The organism is Streptomyces katrae, assembly GCF_000966975.1.
In the GTDB taxonomy this organism is placed as follows: domain Bacteria; phylum Actinomycetota; class Actinomycetes; order Streptomycetales; family Streptomycetaceae; genus Streptomyces; species Streptomyces katrae.
In genome coordinates this window covers 1-714 of the sequence record NZ_JZWV01001519.1, presented here as the reverse complement: position 1 = coordinate 714, position 714 = coordinate 1, and the positions used below count along the sequence as shown (strand labels likewise).

General features: G+C 74.5%; 1 protein-coding gene. It reads left to right on the top strand.

Annotation, left to right across the window (positions count from 1 at the left end; translation table 11 throughout):
* Positions 1 to 109: 109 nt before the first annotated feature.
* On the top strand, positions 110 to 714 hold a 605-nt coding region (locus tag VR44_RS38835), incomplete at its 3' end, for a hypothetical protein (RefSeq protein WP_045952398.1).

Sequence of the window (714 nt, the reverse complement as noted above, 5' to 3'; positions counted from 1 at the left end):
CTACTGATCCCCACCCCAGCGGATCGCGCACACTGAAGCAGGCCCCCCGGCACCCGTGCCGGGGGGCCTGCCCCATACGCACCCGGTACGTCAGCCAAGGACCACAGCCATGCCCCGCGGCCGCTACTCGCTCCACGACCCGCACGACCACACCCCCCTCGGCGAGGAGCACTTCCACTGCGCCCCCGGCCCCTCCGGCTGGCGGTACGTCTCCCAGACCACCACCCCCGGCGGCGACCACCGGGGCTCTGTCGACCTCGCCGTCGACGCGCTCGGCCGCCCCATCCGCCTGGAGGTCAACGCGTCGAGCTGGCAGGTCCGCGGAGCCGCCATCGACGGGGTCACCTGGGTCCGCACCGACCCCACCGGCACCGAGGCCACCGAGGGCAACGTCGCCGCCCCCGGCTTCACCGGCACCTCCCCGGCCTTCCTCATCGCGACGACCCGCCTGCTGCGCCTGACCCCCGGTGCCCCCGCGACCCGGATCCGCCTCGTCGCCCTCACCGACCCGGTCCTCGCCCCCCGCACCGTCGACCAGGCCTGGGCCCTGCGCTCCCGCGCCGAGCACCCCACCGACAGCGGACCGCTGGTCGTGGACGAGTACCAGGTCACCGCCCTCGACACGGGCGAGGTCCACACCGTCCACATCGCCGGAGACGTGGTCCTCTCCGCCCCCGGCATCGAACTCGAACACCTGGAAACCCCGCGTCGTCC